Annotated in this window: 1 protein-coding gene; it reads right to left on the bottom strand. The window is 70.1% G+C overall.

Annotated features, from left to right (window positions below):
- Window positions 1-129: 129 nt before the first annotated feature.
- Window positions 130-1,965 carry a hypothetical protein gene (locus BUE41_RS29325; RefSeq protein ID WP_073460607.1) on the bottom strand — a complete coding sequence of 612 codons (1,836 nt, stop codon included), beginning with the start codon at window positions 1,963-1,965 and terminating at the stop codon, window positions 130-132.
- Window positions 1,966-2,185 lie beyond the last annotated feature (220 nt).

Below are 2,185 nucleotides of genomic sequence, written 5' to 3'. Positions count from 1 at the left end.
CCGTGATCACGCAGCCGGTCAGCGTACAGGCGCACCGCGCGGGCGCGGGTCTCCTCATCGAACTTCCGAGGTGCAGGCACGGCTCCAGTCTCCTTGCTAGATCAGAGCCTCTCCACCACCCAGGGCGATTCAGGTGGTGGTGAATCGTCGCCAGGGCTGGTCGGTGTCGGCGCGGGCGCCGAGGAGGGAGCGTTGGACGGTGACGGTGCCGGTGGCGGCGATGATGGGGCGTCCGGTGGCGTGGGCGAGGTCGTGGGCGGGTCCGTTGGTGTGGGCGCCGGTCGAGCAGGCGCACAGGATCAGCTCGCTGTGGGGTTGCAGGTTGAGGTGGTTGAGGATGTGGGCGAGCTGGGTGGCGGTGAGGCGGACCTCGACGTCGTCGATGAGGTAGCGGAATCCGTTGTGGTCGCCGTGGATGACCACGGTGACCTGGTTCGCGGTGACGTGTAGGCGTTGTGCGTAAGCGCGTAGCCGGTCTCCGGGGGCGACGAGGACGGCGCCGTGACCGTTCGGGTTCACGATCGCTTCTGCGGTGATGCGTGCCAGGTCGGCGTCGGTGGCGTCCCGGGTGTCGCGGGTGGTGGTAGGGGTGGTGGGTGGGCCGCGGCGCTTGTGGGCGCGCCAGTCGTCGATGCGGGCCAGTCCCCACATCGTTGTTGCGCTGGCGGTGGTGACTGCCAGCAGTAGTGGCCAGCCGGTGGTGGGTGCGACAGCGGCGACGCCGAAGACGATCAGGCCGGCGGCCAGGGCGAGGTTGGCGTAGACGCCCTTGCGTGGGGCGATGCGGCCCAGCCGCAGTTCGGCGGCGATGCCCAGCCACGACAGGTAGGCCGAGGCCACGGTCAACCCGACGCCGGCGATCGCGAGCAGGCTGTGTTCGACGAACGCCACGTGCAGGGAGAACAGGAAGTTCGCGACCGTGATCATCGGCATCGCCCAGGCCTGGGTGATCGCCCGGATCCGCGGCGCCAGGTTCGGGTCGTAGCCGACCCAGCCGGCGATCATCGCGGGTAGTGCCTGGACCAGGAACAGCGCGTCGGCGATCGCGTAGGTGGCGTTCACGGCGATGCCCAGCGGGTTCGCGGTGGCGAGCGCGGTGAGCGTGCCCGCGGCGTGCAGGACGAAGTTGACCAGCCACGTCCCTGCGAGGACGGTGGTGACCGTCTGGCCGAGCAGGCCGGAGTGCGGGGAGAAGCCGAACATGGACTGGGCCTGGACACCGAAGATGCTGCCGGCCTTGTCCAGGAAGATCGAGAACTCCTTCAACGAGGTCTCCAACCGCGACTGGGCTGTCTCGGTCGGACCGCGCGGGGCCTCGATGAGGGCTTCGGCGTCGACGAGCACCTGGCGGGCTAGGCGGTCGAACTTGCTGAGCCGCCATGCCGGCATCGTGCGGTCCAGGGCCGCGTACTTGCCGATGACCGTGATGAGGTGGCGCAGCGTGTCCCGGTCGAACTGGCCCCGTTCCAGGATCGACTCCGTCATCACCCGCAGCTGGGTTGCGTAGATCGCTCGGTGCGCGTTGAGCGCGCCCCGGATCGCGAACGCCCAGCCCGCGGCGACCGGCGCCAGCGGCAGCAGCCAGTACGCCCCGGCCGCGAGTGCGGCGACCGTCACCCCGGCCGCCAGCACGGTCAGGCGGAGGTAGCGGGTGCGCAGCGTGGCGATCGCGGCGTTGTCTCGACGCTGGGCCAGCTCGGTGTGCTGGACCTGCTCGACGACCCGGTTCGCGACGCCCTTGTCACCGGTGGCCAGCAGCGACTGGTGCCCGGCGATCAGCGCCTCAACGGTCATCGGGGCACCGTCACGGTCGACCAGATCCAGCGCCGCCGCGTCGGTCGCCAGCCTCAGCCCTTCCCGGGCCGCCCGCTCAGCGGCCGCGCGTTCGGCCTGTTTGGCCCGCAGCGCCTTCGCACCATCGCGGGCCGCCTTGATCGAGGCGGCGATCAACTTGAACGAGATCAACCGGCCGGAGGTGACCCGGTGGTTGACCGCGGCGGTCCAGTTCAGCAGGTTCTGCGCCTGCTCGACACCGGGCCGGGTCGGGTCGAGCTGAATCGCCCTGGGTGGTGGAGAGGCTCTGATCTAGCAAGGAGACTGGAGCCGTGCCTGCACCTCGGAAGTTCGATGAGGAGACCCGCGCCCGCGCGGTGCGCCTGTACGCTGACCGGCTGCGTGATCACGG

This window comes from Pseudonocardia thermophila, from assembly GCF_900142365.1.
GTDB lineage: Bacteria > Actinomycetota > Actinomycetes > Mycobacteriales > Pseudonocardiaceae > Pseudonocardia > Pseudonocardia thermophila.
This window is presented reverse-complemented; position numbering and strand designations above follow the sequence as displayed.